We start from the raw sequence: 14097 nt of genomic DNA, 5'->3' as shown, positions 1-14097 counted from the left end.
ATGTGTACAACATGCGGTTGCGGTGAAGGCAACCTGTATATCGAGGGTGATGAACATAACCCTCATTCCGCGTTTCGTAGCGCGCCATTTGCCCCGGCGGCACGCCCGAAGATGAAAATCACCGGCATTAAAGCGCCTGAATTTACCCCCAGCCAGACTGAAGAAGGCGACCTGCATTACGGTCATGGCGAAGCGGGCACTCACGCGCCGGGCATGAGCCAGCGTCGGATGCTGGAAGTCGAAATTGACGTGCTGGACAAAAATAACCGTCTGGCTGAACGCAACCGCGCGCGCTTTGCTGCCCGCAAGCAACTGGTGCTCAACCTGGTTTCCAGCCCTGGTTCCGGTAAAACCACCCTGCTGACGGAAACCTTAATGCGCCTGAAAGACAGCGTTCCGTGCGCAGTTATTGAAGGCGATCAGCAAACCGTGAACGATGCCGCACGCATTCGCGCTACCGGCACACCAGCGATTCAGGTGAACACTGGTAAAGGCTGCCACCTTGACGCACAGATGATTGCCGACGCCGCACCGCGTCTGCCACTGGACGATAACGGTATTCTGTTTATCGAAAACGTTGGCAACCTCGTATGCCCGGCCAGCTTCGATCTCGGTGAAAAACACAAAGTAGCGGTCCTTTCCGTTACCGAAGGTGAAGACAAACCGCTGAAATATCCGCATATGTTTGCCGCCGCCTCGCTGATGCTGCTCAACAAAGTTGACCTTTTGCCGTATCTCAACTTTGACGTTGAGAAGTGCATCGCCTGCGCACGCGAAGTCAATCCAGAAATTGAAATCATCCTTATTTCCGCCACCAGCGGCGAAGGGATGGACCAGTGGCTGAACTGGCTGGAGACACAGCGATGTGCATAGGCGTTCCCGGCCAGATCCGCACCATTGACGGCAACCAGGCGAAAGTCGACGTCTGCGGCATTCAGCGCGATGTCGATTTAACGTTAGTCGGCAGCTGCGATAAAAACGGTCAGCCGCGCGTGGGCCAGTGGGTACTGGTTCACGTTGGCTTTGCCATGAGCGTAATTAATGAAGCCGAAGCACGCGACACTCTCGACGCCTTACAAAACATGTTTGACGTTGAGCCGGATGTCGGCGCGCTGTTGTATGGCGAGGAAAAATAATGCGTTTTGTTGATGAATATCGCGCGCCGGAACAGGTGATGCAGTTAATTGAGCATCTGCGCGAACGTGCTTCACATCTCTCTTACACCGCCGAACGCCCTCTGCGGATTATGGAAGTGTGTGGCGGTCATACCCACGCTATCTTTAAATTCGGCCTCGACCAGTTACTGCCGGAAAACGTTGAGTTTATCCACGGTCCGGGTTGTCCGGTGTGTGTACTGCCGATGGGTAGAATCGACACCTGCGTGGAGATTGCCAGCCATCCGGAAGTCATCTTCTGTACCTTTGGCGACGCCATGCGCGTACCAGGGAAACAGGGATCGCTGTTGCAGGCAAAAGCACGCGGTGCCGATGTGCGCATCGTTTACTCGCCGATGGATGCGTTGAAACTGGCGCAGGAGAATCCAACCCGTAAAGTCGTATTCTTCGGCTTAGGTTTTGAAACCACCATGCCGACCACCGCCATCACCCTGCAACAGGCGAAAGCCCGCGATGTGCAGAATTTTTACTTCTTCTGCCAGCATATTACGCTTATCCCGACGCTGCGCAGTTTGCTGGAACAGCCGGATAACGGTATCGACGCGTTCCTCGCGCCGGGCCACGTTAGTATGGTTATCGGCACTGATGCCTATAATTTTATCGCCAGCGATTTTCATCGTCCGCTGGTGGTCGCTGGTTTCGAACCCCTTGATCTACTACAAGGCGTGGTCATGCTGGTGGAGCAGAAAATAGCGGCCCACAGCAAGGTAGAGAATCAGTATCGTCGAGTGGTACCGGATGCCGGTAACCTGCTGGCGCAACAGGCGATTGCCGATGTGTTCTGTGTCAACGGCGACAGCGAATGGCGCGGCTTAGGCGTGATTGAATCTTCTGGCGTACACCTGACGCCGGATTATCAACGATTCGATGCCGAAGCACATTTCCGCCCGGCACCGCAGCAGGTCTGCGATGACCCGCGCGCACGTTGTGGTGAAGTATTAACGGGCAAATGTAAGCCGCATCAATGCCCGCTGTTTGGTAACACCTGTAATCCTCAAACCGCATTTGGTGCACTGATGGTCTCCTCCGAAGGAGCGTGCGCCGCGTGGTATCAGTATCGTCAGCAGGAGAGTGAAGCGTGAATAATATCCAACTCGCCCACGGCAGCGGCGGCCAGGCGATGCAGCAATTAATCAACAGCCTGTTTATGGAAGCCTTTGCCAACCCGTGGCTGGCAGAGCAGGAAGATCAGGCACGTCTTGATCTGGCGCAGCTGGTAGCGGAAGGCGACCGTCTGGCGTTCTCCACCGACAGTTACGTCATTGACCCGCTGTTCTTTCCTGGCGGTAATATCGGCAAGCTGGCGATTTGCGGCACTGCGAATGACGTTGCGGTCAGTGGCGCTATTCCGCGCTATCTCTCCTGTGGCTTTATCCTCGAAGAAGGATTGCCGATGGAGACACTGAAAGCCGTAGTGACCAGCATGGCAGAAACCGCGCGCACGGCAGGCATTGCCATCGTTACTGGCGATACTAAAGTGGTGCAGCGCGGCGCGGCAGATAAACTGTTTATCAACACCGCTGGCATGGGCGCAATTCCGGCGAATATTCATTGGGGCGCACAGACGCTAACCGCAGGCGATGTGTTGCTGGTGAGCGGCACGCTCGGCGACCACGGGGCGACTATCCTTAACCTGCGTGAGCAGCTGGGGCTGGATGGCGAACTGGTCAGCGACTGCGCGGTGCTGACGCCGCTTATTCAGACGCTGCGTGACATTCCCGGCGTGAAAGCGCTGCGTGATGCCACCCGTGGTGGTGTAAATGCGGTGGTTCATGAGTTCGCGGCAGCCTGCGGTTGCGGTATTGAAATTTCTGAATCAGCGCTGCCGGTTAAACCTGCCGTGCGCGGCGTTTGCGAATTGCTGGGACTGGACGCCCTGAACTTTGCCAACGAAGGCAAACTGGTGATCGCCGTTGAACGCAACGCGGCAGAGCAAGTGCTGGCTGCGTTACATTCCCATCCACTGGGGAAAGACGCGGCGCTGATTGGTGAAGTGGTGGAACGTAAAGGTGTTCGTCTTGCCGGTCTGTATGGCGTGAAACGAACCCTCGATTTACCACACGCCGAACCGCTTCCGCGTATATGCTAATAAAATTCTAAATCTCCTATAGTTAGTCAATGACCTTTTGCACCGCTTTGCGGTGCTTTCCTGGAAGAACAAAATGTCATATACACCGATGAGTGATCTCGGACAGCAAGGGTTGTTCGACATCACTCGGACACTATTGCAGCAGCCCGATCTGGCCTCGCTGTGTGAGGCTCTTTCGCAACTGGTAAAGCGTTCTGCGCTCGCCGACAACGCGGCTATTGTGTTGTGGCAAGCGCAGACTCAACGTGCGTCTTATTACGCATCGCGTGAAAAAGACACCCCCATTAAATATGAAGACGAAACTGTTCTGGCACACGGTCCGGTACGCAGCATTTTGTCGCGCCCTGATACGCTGCATTGCAGTTACGAAGAATTTTGTGAAACCTGGCCGCAGCTGGCCGCAGGTGGGCTATACCCAAAATTTGGTCACTATTGCCTGATGCCACTGGCGGCAGAAGGGCATATTTTTGGTGGCTGTGAATTTATTCGTTATGACGATCGCCCCTGGAGCGAAAAAGAGTTCAATCGTCTGCAAACATTTACGCAGATCGTTTCTGTCGTCACCGAACAAATCCAGAGCCGCGTCGTCAACAATGTCGACTATGAGTTGTTATGCCGGGAGCGCGATAACTTCCGCATCCTGGTTGCCATTACCAACGCGGTGCTTTCCCGCCTGGATATGGACGAACTGGTCAGCGAAGTCGCCAAAGAAATCCATTACTATTTCGACATTGACGATATCAGTATCGTCTTACGCAGCCACCGTAAAAACAAACTCAACATCTACTCCACTCACTATCTTGATAAACAACATCCCGCCCACGAACAGAGCGAAGTCGATGAAGCCGGAACCCTCACCGAACGCGTGTTCAAAAGTAAAGAGATGCTGCTGATCAATCTCCACGAGCGGGACGATTTAGCCCCCTATGAACGCATGTTGTTCGACACCTGGGGCAACCAGATTCAAACCTTGTGCCTGTTACCGCTGATGTCTGGCGACACCATGCTGGGCGTGCTGAAACTGGCGCAATGCGAAGAGAAAGTGTTTACCACTACCAATCTGAATTTACTGCGCCAGATTGCCGAACGTGTGGCAATCGCTGTCGATAACGCCCTCGCCTATCAGGAAATCCATCGTCTGAAAGAACGGCTGGTTGATGAAAACCTCGCCCTGACCGAGCAGCTCAACAATGTTGATAGTGAATTTGGCGAGATTATTGGCCGCAGCGAAGCCATGTACAGCGTGCTTAAACAAGTTGAAATGGTGGCGCAAAGTGACAGTACCGTGCTGATCCTCGGTGAAACTGGCACGGGTAAAGAGCTGATTGCCCGTGCGATCCATAATCTCAGTGGGCGTAATAATCGCCGCATGGTCAAAATGAACTGCGCGGCGATGCCTGCCGGATTGCTGGAAAGCGATCTGTTTGGTCATGAGCGTGGGGCTTTTACCGGTGCCAGCGCCCAGCGCATTGGTCGTTTTGAACTGGCGGATAAAAGCTCCCTGTTCCTCGACGAAGTGGGCGATATGCCACTGGAGTTACAGCCGAAGTTGCTGCGTGTATTGCAGGAACAGGAGTTTGAACGTCTCGGCAGCAACAAAATCATTCAGACGGACGTGCGTCTAATCGCCGCGACTAACCGCGATCTGAAAAAAATGGTCGCCGACCGAGAGTTCCGTAGCGATCTCTATTACCGCCTGAACGTATTCCCGATTCACCTGCCGCCACTACGCGAGCGTCCGGAAGATATTCCGCTGCTGGCGAAAGCCTTTACCTTCAAAATTGCCCGTCGTCTGGGGCGCAATATCGACAGCATTCCTGCCGAGACGCTGCGCACCTTGAGCAACATGGAGTGGCCGGGTAACGTACGCGAACTGGAAAACGTCATTGAGCGCGCGGTATTGCTAACACGCGGTAACGTGCTGCAGCTGTCATTGCCAGATATTGTTTTACCGGAACCTGAAACGCCGCCTGCCGCAACGGTTGTCGCCCAGGAGGGCGAAGATGAATATCAGTTGATTGTTCGCGTGCTGAAAGAAACCAACGGCGTGGTTGCCGGGCCTAAAGGCGCTGCGCAACGTCTGGGGCTGAAACGCACGACCCTGCTGTCACGGATGAAGCGGCTGGGAATTGATAAATCGGCATTGATTTAACTGCAAATTGCCGGACAGATCTGCCTGTCCGGCATACTATTCACGAGGTTTTTTCGGACGATATTTTTCCGGCAGTTCTGGCACCGGACGCTTGTCATCGATGAGATGACGCACGGTTAAGATCGGATGACGCCACAGCATTCTCGGCCCGGCCCAACGCATAATCTGTTTCATCTCTTCACGCTTTGCAGGCTGGTAACAGTGCACCGGACACTGCTTACAGGCTGGTTTCTCTTCGCCGAACACACATTTATCCAGCCGCTTTTGCGCGTAAACAAACAACGCCTCGTAATGCTCCGGCTCCGCTGACGCCTGCGGGCATTTCGCTTGATAAAGATCGATCATTTTTTTAATCGTCAGTTTTTCACGAGAGATACGCTTGCCGGACATGCTGCCTCCACCTCATTAAGATGTATTTATATTACATCTTAATCTTAAAGGGCACTATGACTCTAAAGAAGAAAGGTTCGCCAACCGACGCAATTTTGCGTACTTGCTTCATAAGCATCACGCAAAAGCTGCAAAACAGCATCTTTCCCGGAACCAGCATCAAGAACTCGCCGTTCGCTTCTTCCCCTGAAATGATTAACTCCGGTATCATGTGCGCCTTATGTGATTACAACGAAAATAAAAACCATCACACCCCATTTAATATCAGGGAACCGGACATAACCCCATGAGTGCAATAGAAAATTTCGACGCCCATACGCCCATGATGCAGCAGTATCTCAAGCTGAAAGCCCAGCATCCCGAGATCCTGCTGTTTTACCGGATGGGTGATTTTTATGAACTGTTTTATGACGACGCAAAACGCGCGTCGCAACTGCTGGATATTTCACTGACCAAACGCGGTGCTTCGGCGGGAGAGCCGATCCCGATGGCGGGGATTCCCTACCATGCGGTGGAAAACTATCTCGCCAAACTGGTGAATCAGGGAGAGTCCGTTGCCATCTGCGAACAAATTGGCGATCCGGCGACCAGCAAAGGTCCGGTTGAGCGCAAAGTTGTGCGTATCGTTACGCCAGGCACCATCAGCGATGAAGCCCTGTTACAGGAGCGTCAGGACAACCTGCTGGCGGCTATCTGGCAGGACAGCAAAGGTTTCGGCTACGCGACGCTGGATATCAGCTCCGGGCGTTTTCGCCTGAGCGAACCGGCCGACCGCGAAACGATGGCGGCAGAGCTGCAACGCACTAATCCGGCGGAACTGCTGTATGCAGAAGATTTCGCCGAGATGTCGCTGATTGAAGGCCGTCGCGGCCTGCGCCGTCGCCCGCTGTGGGAGTTTGAAATCGACACCGCGCGCCAGCAGTTGAATCTGCAATTTGGCACCCGCGATCTGGTCGGTTTTGGCGTCGAGAACGCGCCGCGCGGACTTTGTGCTGCCGGTTGTCTGTTGCAGTATGCGAAAGATACCCAACGCACGACCCTGCCGCATATTCGTTCTATCACCATGGAACGTGAGCAGGACAGCATCATTATGGATGCCGCGACACGTCGTAACCTGGAAATTACTCAGAACCTGGCGGGCGGTGCGGAAAATACGCTGGCTTCTGTGCTCGACTGCACCGTCACGCCGATGGGTAGTCGTATGCTGAAACGCTGGCTGCATATGCCAGTGCGCGATACCCGCGTGTTGCTTGAGCGCCAGCAAACTATTGGCGCATTGCAGGATTTCACCGCCGAGTTGCAGCCGGTACTGCGTCAGGTCGGCGACCTGGAACGTATTCTGGCACGTCTGGCTTTACGAACTGCTCGCCCACGCGATCTGGCCCGTATGCGCCACGCTTTCCAGCAACTGCCGGAGCTGCGTGCGCAGTTAGAAACTGTCGATAGTGCACCGGTACAGGCGCTACGTGAGAAGATGGGCGAGTTTGCCGAGCTGCGCGATCTGCTGGAGCGAGCAATCATCGACACACCGCCGGTGCTGGTACGCGACGGTGGTGTTATCGCATCGGGCTATAACGAAGAGCTGGATGAGTGGCGCGCGCTGGCTGACGGCGCGACCGATTATCTGGAGCGTCTGGAAGTCCGCGAGCGTGAACGTACCGGCCTGGACACGCTGAAAGTTGGCTTTAATGCGGTGCACGGCTACTACATTCAAATCAGCCGTGGGCAAAGCCATCTGGCACCCATCAACTACATGCGTCGCCAGACGCTGAAAAACGCCGAGCGCTACATCATTCCAGAGCTAAAAGAGTACGAAGATAAAGTTCTCACCTCAAAAGGCAAAGCACTGGCTCTGGAAAAACAGCTTTATGAAGAACTGTTCGACCTGCTGTTGCCGCATCTGGAAGCGTTGCAACAGAGCGCGAGCGCGCTGGCGGAACTCGACGTGCTGGTGAACCTGGCGGAACGGGCCTATACCCTGAACTACACCTGCCCGACCTTTATTGATAAACCGGGCATTCGCATTACCGAAGGCCGCCATCCGGTGGTTGAACAGGTGCTGAATGAGCCGTTTATCGCCAACCCGCTGAATCTGTCGCCGCAGCGTCGCATGTTGATCATCACCGGTCCGAACATGGGCGGTAAAAGTACCTATATGCGCCAGACCGCGTTGATTGCGCTAATGGCCTATATCGGCAGCTACGTACCGGCGCAAAAAGTCGAGATTGGCCCGATTGACCGTATCTTTACCCGCGTAGGCGCGGCAGATGACCTGGCTTCCGGGCGTTCGACCTTTATGGTGGAGATGACCGAAACCGCCAATATTTTACATAATGCCACCGAATATAGTCTGGTATTGATGGATGAGATCGGGCGTGGAACGTCCACTTACGATGGTCTGTCGCTGGCGTGGGCGTGCGCGGAAAATCTGGCGAATAAGATTAAGGCATTGACGCTGTTTGCCACCCACTATTTCGAGCTGACACAGTTACCGGAGAAAATGGAAGGCGTCGCCAACGTGCATCTCGATGCACTGGAGCACGGCGACACCATTGCCTTTATGCACAGCGTGCAGGATGGCGCGGCGAGCAAAAGCTACGGCCTGGCGGTTGCTGCTCTGGCGGGCGTACCGAAAGAGGTTATTAAGCGCGCACGGCAAAAACTGCGTGAGCTGGAAAGCATTTCGCCGAACGCCGCCGCTACGCAAGTGGATGGTACGCAAATGTCTTTGCTGTCCGTACCAGAAGAAACTTCGCCTGCGGTCGAGGCACTGGAAAACCTGGACCCGGATTCACTGACTCCGCGTCAGGCGCTGGAGTGGATTTATCGCTTGAAGAGTCTGGTGTAATAAAAATTCCCGATAGTCTTTTGCTATCGGGAATATTAACGACAACTGACGAATCAAATAAAAATACCCTGTATAATAGGAAAGCTTATTTTACAGGGTAAAACCATGCCATCTACACGCTATCAAAAAATCAATGCCCATCACTATCGCCATATATGGGTCGTTGGTGATATTCATGGTGAATATCAGTTATTACAATCCCGCTTACATCAACTCTCTTTTTTCCCCGAAACCGACTTACTTATTTCTGTCGGCGATAATATTGATCGTGGGCCGGAGAGTCTTGACGTCCTGCGCCTGCTAAACCAGCCCTGGTTTATCTCCGTTAAAGGCAACCACGAAGCAATGGCGCTGGATGCGTTCGCGACCGGCGATGGCAATATGTGGCTTGCCAGCGGTGGTGACTGGTTTTTCGATTTAAATGATTCAGAGCAAAAAGAAGCTACAGATCTGTTGCTGAAATTCCATCACCTTCCACATATTATTGAAATCACTAACGACAACATAAAATATGTCATCGCACATGCAGATTATCCGGGGAGTGAATATCTCTTTGGTAAAGAAATAGCGGAGAGCGAATTACTCTGGCCTGTTGATCGTGTGCAGAAATCGCTTAATGGCGAGTTACAACAAATAAACGGCGCTGATTATTTTATATTTGGACATATGATGTTTGATAACATTCAGACGTTCGCTAACCAGATTTATATTGATACCGGATCGCCGAAAAGTGGGCGGCTGTCATTTTATAAAATAAGGTAGTCTCATGCTTCTTCTGTGAAGCATGAGTAACCAGATGTTATTGCAGGCCATTATTCATTTTTCGCTACCAGCAAAGAGAGATCCTGCTTCGCCAGCGCGCGACTGGCACTCTCCGGCAAACCGTCGTCTGTAATAATCTGATCAAACTCGCTTAATGGTAACGCCAGCCATGTCGCCACCTGACCATATTTCGTCGCATCACAGACCAAAACTCGCTGGCGGCTGGCACTGGCAATCGCCCGTTTCACCGTGACTTTATCTTCCGCTGGCGTAGAAATCCCCCGCACACTCCATGACGATGCAGAAATAAAAGCCTGATCAATCATCAGGCTGCGCAGCATGGTCGCAGCGGCTTCCCCGACACAGGAACGGTTTTCCCGACACACTGCACCGCCAGTGTGAATAATTGTGCAATTACTGTTGTCGAGCAAGTAGTTCGCAATAACGAAATCGTTTGTGACCACAGTCAGTGACTCCATGTGAATCAGATGCTGTGCTATCGCTAACGTGGTCGTTCCCGCATCCAGATAGATACAACTTCCCGGCTGAACAAGACTTGCCGCCAGCTTGCCAATAGCCGCTTTTTGCGTCATTGCCAGCGCAGTTTTTACCTGATGAGAAGGTTCATGCGCCACGCGTCCCGGAGACTGGACGCCTCCGGACACCAGCACAACGGCTCCCTGCTGCTCCAGTTTTTGTAAATCCCGACGAATGGTCATATGTGACACATTCATTCTGTCCGTTAGTTCAGCAATACTGACAATGCCTTTTTCAGCTACCATCTCAAGGATGATTTGGCGACGCTCTACGGGTATCAACTTTTGCTCCTTCCTTTGTCCTGCTGACATTCTACGCTATTTGCCTGCGAAACGTGCGCGGCGCAACTAACGCTTAGTTCACATAAAATAACACACAATGTTAATTTATGTGAATCAGCTCACCATATCGTTATCTTCCAGCGCTTATATTCACAATATCAAACAAAATATCACTTAAATTAACAAGGAGAGCAGATGAAAACGGGATCTGAGTTTCATGTCGGTATCGTTGGCTTAGGGTCAATGGGAATGGGAGCAGCACTGTCATGTGTCCGCGCAGGTCTTTCTACCTGGGGCGCAGACCTGAACAGCAATGCCTGCGCTACGTTGAAAGAGGCAGGTGCTTGCGGGGTTTCTGATAACGCCGCGACGTTTGCCGAAAAACTGGACGCTCTGCTGGTGCTGGTGGTCAATGCGGCCCAGGTTAAACAGGTGCTGTTTGGTGAAACAGGCGTTGCACAACATCTGAAACCCGGTACGGCAGTAATGGTTTCTTCCACTATCGCTAGTGCTGATGCGCAAGAAATTGCTACCGCTCTGGCTGGATTCGATCTGGAAATGCTGGATGCGCCAGTTTCTGGTGGTGCAGTAAAAGCCGCTAACGGTGAAATGACTGTCATGGCCTCCGGTAGCGATATTGCCTTTGAACGACTGGCACCCGTGCTGGAAGCCGTTGCCGGAAAAGTTTATCGCATAGGTGCAGAACCGGGACTAGGTTCGACCGTAAAAATTATTCACCAGTTGTTAGCGGGCGTACATATTGCTGCCGGAGCCGAAGCGATGGCACTTGCAGCCCGTGCGGGGATCCCGCTGGATGTGATGTATGACGTCGTGACCAATGCCGCCGGAAATTCCTGGATGTTCGAAAACCGGATGCGTCATGTGGTGGATGGCGATTACACCCCGCATTCAGCCGTCGATATTTTTGTTAAGGATCTTGGTCTGGTTGCCGATACAGCCAAAGCCCTGCACTTCCCGCTGCCATTGGCCTCAACAGCATTGAATATGTTCACCAGCGCCAGTAACGCAGGTTACGGGAAAGAAGACGATAGCGCAGTTATCAAGATTTTCTCTGGCATCACTCTACCGGGAGCGAAATCATGATCAAGATTGGCGTTATCGCCGATGATTTTACCGGCGCGACGGATATCGCCAGTTTTCTGGTGGAAAACGGTCTACCAACGGTACAAATTAACGGTGTTCCAACAGGTAAAATGCCGGAAGCAATCGACGCACTGGTGATCAGCCTGAAAACGCGCTCCTGTCCGGTGGTTGAAGCCACACAGCAATCGCTGGCGGCTCTGAGCTGGTTGCAACAGCAAGGTTGCAAACAGATCTATTTCAAATACTGCTCTACTTTCGACAGTACGGCGAAAGGTAATATCGGCCCGGTTACCGATGCATTAATGGATGCTCTCGACACGCCGTTTACGGTCTTCTCTCCGGCCCTGCCGGTCAACGGACGTACGGTTTATCAGGGGTATTTGTTCGTAATGAATCAACTGCTGGCCGAATCCGGGATGCGCCATCACCCGGTAAATCCCATGACCGACAGCTATCTTCCCCGTCTGGTTGAAGCGCAATCCACAGGGCGCTGCGGCGTCGTTTCGGCACATGTTTTCGAACAAGGTGTGGATGCCGTTCGTCAAGAGCTGGCTCGCTTACAGCAAGAGGGCTACCGCTACGCGGTGCTTGATGCGCTGACCGAACACCATCTGGAAATTCAGGGAGAAGCCTTGCGCGATGCCCCACTGGTAACGGGCGGTTCTGGTCTGGCGATTGGCCTGGCCCGGCAGTGGGCGCAAGAAAACGGTAACCAGGCTCGCGAAGCAGGGCATCCGCTCGCTGGGCGCGGCGTAGTGCTCTCCGGTTCATGCTCTCAAATGACCAACCGCCAGGTGGCACATTACCGTCAAATTGCACCAGCCCGTGAAGTTGATGTGGCACGCTGCCTCTCAACCGAAACTCTGGCCGCTTATGCACACGAACTGGCAGAGTGGGTTCTGGGCCAGGAAAGTGTACTTGCTCCACTGGTTTTTGCCACCGCCAGCACTGACGCATTGGCAGCAATTCAACAGCAATACGGTGCACAAAAAGCCAGTCAGGCAGTAGAAACTCTATTTTCTCAACTAGCGGCGCGGTTAGCAGCGGAAGGCGTGACACGCTTTATTGTCGCAGGCGGTGAGACCTCCGGCGTAGTCACACAGAGCCTGGGCATAAAAGGGTTTCATATTGGCCCAACCATTTCCCCCGGCGTGCCGTGGGTAAACGCACTGGATAAGCCTGTCTCACTCGCCCTTAAATCTGGCAACTTCGGTGATGAAGCTTTTTTTTCACGAGCCCAAAGAGAGTTTTTATCATGAGCGATTTCGCAAAAGTAGAGCAGTCTTTGCGAGAGGAGATGACGCGGATTGCCAGTTCATTCTTTCAGCGCGGCTATGCAACCGGTTCGGCTGGCAATCTGTCGCTGCTTTTACCTGACGGGAATTTACTGGCGACACCGACAGGTTCATGCCTGGGCAATCTCGATCCGCAGCGGCTTTCCAAAGTCGCCGCGGATGGCGAATGGTTAAGTGGTGACAAACCCTCGAAAGAGGTGCTCTTTCATCTGGCGCTGTATCGCAACAATCCGCGCTGTAAAGCGGTGGTGCATTTGCACAGCACATGGTCGACGGCGCTTTCCTGCCTGCAAGGGCTGGACAGCAGCAACGTTATTCGTCCGTTCACACCATACGTGGTGATGCGGATGGGAAATGTCCCGCTGGTGCCTTATTACCGACCGGGCGATAAACGCATCGCACAGGATCTGGCGGAACTGGCAGCAGACAATCAGGCTTTTTTACTGGCAAATCATGGCCCAGTGGTTTGCGGTGAAAGCCTGCAAGAAGCCGCCAACAATATGGAAGAGCTGGAGGAAACGGCAAAGCTGATTTTTATTCTCGGTGACCGCCCGATCCGTTATCTGACCGCAGGTGAAATTGCGGAATTAAGGAGTTAATGCAATGCCTCGTTTTGCAGCTAATTTATCCATGATGTTCACCGAAGTGCCTTTTATTGAACGCTTCGCCGCAGCGCGAAAAGCCGGGTTCGATGCTGTGGAATTTCTGTTTCCCTATGACTACTCCACCCTGCAAATCCAAAAGCAACTGGAGCAAAACCATCTGACACTGGCGCTGTTCAATACCGCTCCCGGAGATATTAATGCGGGGGAATGGGGATTATCCGCCCTTCCCGGACGTGAGCACGAAGCACACGCAGACATCGACCTGGCACTGGAATATGCATTGGCGCTCAATTGTGAACAAGTCCATGTGATGGCAGGCGTCGTGCCCGCTGGCGAAGACGCTGAACGGTACCGGGCAGTATTTATCGATAATCTCCGCTACGCTGCCGACCGCTTTGCGCTACACGGCAAGCGAATATTAGTTGAAGCACTCAGCCCCGACGTTAAGCCTCATTATCTCTTCTCCAGCCAGTATCAGGCACTGGCTATTGTTGAAGAGGTTGCGCGAGATAACGTGTTTATTCAACTAGATACTTTTCATGCGCAAAAAGTAGATGGCAACCTGACGCATTTAATCCGCGACTACGCTGGGAAATATGCGCACGTACAAATTGCCGGACTACCTGATCGACATGAACCGGACGATGGAGAAATCAACTATCCGTGGCTGTTCCGCCTGTTCGATGAGGTGGGATATCAGGGCTGGATCGGTTGTGAATATAAACCTCGTGGCCTCACCGAAGAAGGGCTTGGCTGGTTTGACGCCTGGCGCTAATTCGTTAAATCCCTAATTACAACGTACCCATACATCCCCCCATCTACGGATGGGGTAGGTTAACTATAACTTTCAGACAGGGTT

14 protein-coding genes are annotated in these 14097 nt (G+C 53.0%); 11 read left to right on the top strand and 3 right to left on the bottom strand.

All coding sequences use genetic code 11. The features are described from left to right. From hypB to flhA, 5 genes are all read left to right on the top strand, one after another. Complete coding sequence (hypB, locus tag ACJHXA_RS15940) at window positions 1-873, top strand: hydrogenase nickel incorporation protein HypB (protein ID WP_000337665.1); 873 nt, start codon at window positions 1-3, stop codon at window positions 871-873. After that, entirely contained in the window at window positions 864-1136 is a 273-nt protein-coding gene (gene hypC, locus ACJHXA_RS15935) for a hydrogenase 3 maturation protein HypC (RefSeq protein WP_000334885.1), read from the top strand. Before hypB ends, hypC begins: the two co-directional genes overlap by 10 nt. Continuing rightward, complete coding sequence (gene hypD, locus ACJHXA_RS15930) at window positions 1136-2257, top strand: hydrogenase formation protein HypD (RefSeq protein WP_001212982.1); 1122 nt, start codon at window positions 1136-1138, stop codon at window positions 2255-2257. Before hypC ends, hypD begins: the two co-directional genes overlap by 1 nt. After that, window positions 2254-3264 (top strand): hydrogenase maturation carbamoyl dehydratase HypE, encoded by a 1011-nt coding sequence (gene hypE / locus ACJHXA_RS15925; RefSeq protein WP_001059931.1) that lies wholly within the window; start codon window positions 2254-2256, stop codon window positions 3262-3264. Before hypD ends, hypE begins: the two co-directional genes overlap by 4 nt. 73 nt (window positions 3265-3337) lie before the next feature. Next, window positions 3338-5416 (top strand): formate hydrogenlyase transcriptional activator FlhA, encoded by a 2079-nt coding sequence (flhA, locus tag ACJHXA_RS15920; RefSeq protein ID WP_001297144.1) that lies wholly within the window; start codon window positions 3338-3340, stop codon window positions 5414-5416. A gap of 36 nt (window positions 5417-5452) precedes the next feature. On the opposite strand, the gene ACJHXA_RS15915 is transcribed toward flhA, so the two are convergent. After that, window positions 5453-5806 (bottom strand): nitrous oxide-stimulated promoter family protein, encoded by a 354-nt coding sequence (locus tag ACJHXA_RS15915; RefSeq protein ID WP_000015498.1) that lies wholly within the window; start codon window positions 5804-5806, stop codon window positions 5453-5455. Window positions 5807-5837: 31 nt separating this feature from the next. Beyond that, on the bottom strand, window positions 5838-6017 hold the full coding sequence (locus ACJHXA_RS15910; RefSeq protein ID WP_000611928.1) for a hypothetical protein: 180 nt from the start codon (window positions 6015-6017) through the stop codon (window positions 5838-5840). A 75-nt stretch (window positions 6018-6092) separates the two neighbouring features. On the opposite strand from ACJHXA_RS15910, the gene mutS reads away from it, so the two are divergent. Both mutS and pphB read left to right on the top strand, forming a co-directional pair. Continuing rightward, the gene (gene mutS, locus ACJHXA_RS15905; protein ID WP_001272898.1) at window positions 6093-8654 is read left to right on the top strand and encodes a DNA mismatch repair protein MutS; all 2562 of its coding nucleotides are present in this window, start codon (window positions 6093-6095) and stop codon (window positions 8652-8654) included. A 105-nt stretch (window positions 8655-8759) separates the two neighbouring features. Then, on the top strand, window positions 8760-9416 hold the full coding sequence (gene pphB, locus ACJHXA_RS15900; RefSeq protein WP_001141330.1) for a protein-serine/threonine phosphatase: 657 nt from the start codon (window positions 8760-8762) through the stop codon (window positions 9414-9416). A 50-nt stretch (window positions 9417-9466) separates the two neighbouring features. Here pphB and ygbI read toward each other — a convergent pair whose 3' ends face one another. After that, on the bottom strand, window positions 9467-10234 hold the full coding sequence (ygbI, locus tag ACJHXA_RS15895; protein WP_001297141.1) for a DNA-binding transcriptional repressor YgbI: 768 nt from the start codon (window positions 10232-10234) through the stop codon (window positions 9467-9469). Window positions 10235-10429: 195 nt separating this feature from the next. Here ygbI and ltnD point away from each other — a divergent pair, with 195 nt between their 5' ends. The 4 genes from ltnD to ACJHXA_RS15875 are packed head-to-tail and all read left to right on the top strand — an operon-like array spanning window position 10430 to window position 14013. Next, complete coding sequence (gene ltnD / locus ACJHXA_RS15890) at window positions 10430-11338, top strand: L-threonate dehydrogenase (protein ID WP_000847985.1); 909 nt, start codon at window positions 10430-10432, stop codon at window positions 11336-11338. Then, on the top strand, window positions 11335-12597 hold the full coding sequence (gene otnK, locus ACJHXA_RS15885; RefSeq protein ID WP_000590392.1) for a 3-oxo-tetronate kinase: 1263 nt from the start codon (window positions 11335-11337) through the stop codon (window positions 12595-12597). The genes ltnD and otnK overlap by 4 nt, the downstream gene beginning before the upstream one ends. Next, window positions 12594-13232 (top strand): aldolase, encoded by a 639-nt coding sequence (locus tag ACJHXA_RS15880; protein ID WP_001278994.1) that lies wholly within the window; start codon window positions 12594-12596, stop codon window positions 13230-13232. Before otnK ends, ACJHXA_RS15880 begins: the two co-directional genes overlap by 4 nt. 4 nt (window positions 13233-13236) lie before the next feature. Then, window positions 13237-14013, top strand: a complete 777-nt coding sequence (locus tag ACJHXA_RS15875) for an HPr family phosphocarrier protein (RefSeq protein ID WP_001136918.1) — start codon at window positions 13237-13239, stop codon at window positions 14011-14013. Window positions 14014-14097: the final 84 nt, after the last annotated feature.

The organism is Escherichia sp. WS33 (assembly GCF_046486385.1).
Classification (GTDB): domain Bacteria; phylum Pseudomonadota; class Gammaproteobacteria; order Enterobacterales; family Enterobacteriaceae; genus ECMA0423.
The sequence above is the reverse complement of the archived record's forward strand: the minus strand, read 5'-3'. Positions and strand labels throughout refer to the sequence as shown.

Excerpts from the sequence above, each read along its gene's own strand:
- hypB (WP_000337665.1), top strand. The coding sequence starts at position 1 with ATGTGTACAACATGCGGTTGCGGTGAAGGCAACCTGTATATCGAGGGT.
- hypC (WP_000334885.1), top strand. The coding sequence starts at position 864 with ATGTGCATAGGCGTTCCCGGCCAGATCCGCACCATTGACGGCAACCAG.
- hypD (WP_001212982.1), top strand. The coding sequence starts at position 1,136 with ATGCGTTTTGTTGATGAATATCGCGCGCCGGAACAGGTGATGCAGTTA.
- flhA (WP_001297144.1), top strand. The coding sequence starts at position 3,338 with ATGTCATATACACCGATGAGTGATCTCGGACAGCAAGGGTTGTTCGAC.
- ACJHXA_RS15915 (WP_000015498.1), bottom strand. The coding sequence starts at position 5,806 with ATGTCCGGCAAGCGTATCTCTCGTGAAAAACTGACGATTAAAAAAATG.
- ACJHXA_RS15910 (WP_000611928.1), bottom strand. The coding sequence starts at position 6,017 with ATGATACCGGAGTTAATCATTTCAGGGGAAGAAGCGAACGGCGAGTTC.
- mutS (WP_001272898.1), top strand. The coding sequence starts at position 6,093 with ATGAGTGCAATAGAAAATTTCGACGCCCATACGCCCATGATGCAGCAG.
- pphB (WP_001141330.1), top strand. The coding sequence starts at position 8,760 with ATGCCATCTACACGCTATCAAAAAATCAATGCCCATCACTATCGCCAT.
- ltnD (WP_000847985.1), top strand. The coding sequence starts at position 10,430 with ATGAAAACGGGATCTGAGTTTCATGTCGGTATCGTTGGCTTAGGGTCA.
- otnK (WP_000590392.1), top strand. The coding sequence starts at position 11,335 with ATGATCAAGATTGGCGTTATCGCCGATGATTTTACCGGCGCGACGGAT.
- ACJHXA_RS15880 (WP_001278994.1), top strand. The coding sequence starts at position 12,594 with ATGAGCGATTTCGCAAAAGTAGAGCAGTCTTTGCGAGAGGAGATGACG.
- ACJHXA_RS15875 (WP_001136918.1), top strand. The coding sequence starts at position 13,237 with ATGCCTCGTTTTGCAGCTAATTTATCCATGATGTTCACCGAAGTGCCT.